General features: G+C 69.8%; 2 protein-coding genes. Both read left to right on the forward strand.

What is annotated here, in order from left to right; genetic code table 11:
• Positions 1–330: transposase (locus ACWKWX_RS32695; RefSeq protein WP_483829937.1), on the forward strand; the 330-nt coding region annotated here is incomplete at its 5' end.
• On the forward strand, positions 327–610 hold a 284-nt coding region (locus tag ACWKWX_RS32700; RefSeq protein WP_483829938.1), incomplete at its 3' end, for an IS3 family transposase. The genes ACWKWX_RS32695 and ACWKWX_RS32700, both read left to right, overlap by 4 nt.

Here is a 610-nt window from a genome sequence, read left to right on the forward strand (position 1 = left end):
GGAGAGTCCGACATGGGAAGACCACCAGTGATCCCGGTGGAGAAGAAGACGCGGATCGTGTTGAGCATCCTCGCTGGCGAGGTCTCGATCGCGGAGGCCGCTCGTCGCGAGAAGGTGAGCGAGCAGTCGATCGGTCGGTGGAAGGCGGACTTCCTCGAGGCCGGGAAGACGGGGCTCGCGGCGGGGAAGTCTGGCCTGTCGACCCGTGAGCAGCAGCTCGAGGCGGAGGTCGCGGATCTGACCCAGGCGCTCGGTGAGGCCGCGGTCGAGATCCGGGTGTGGAAGAAGAGCGCGGAGGGCCGGCTGGGCCCTTCGAGGACCTCGAGGTGATCCGCCGGGATGCGGGCATGCCGACCGCGAGGTTCGTGGAGCTGATCGGTGTGCCCGAACGCTCGTATCGGCGCTGGCAGGCCAAAGCGAAGCTGGACCGCCCGCCGAAAGGGCCGTGGCCGCAGCCGGCGCGTGTCGCGGTCCGCGACGTCGTCGTCAAGCACGCGTCGGCGCATCCGGCGTGGGGGCACCGGAAGGTCTGGGCGATGACCCGCCACGATGGTCACCGGGTCTCGCAGGCGACCGTGCTGCGGATCCTCCGCGACGAGGGGCTGATCCT

The organism is Pseudomonas imperatae, assembly GCF_057128625.1.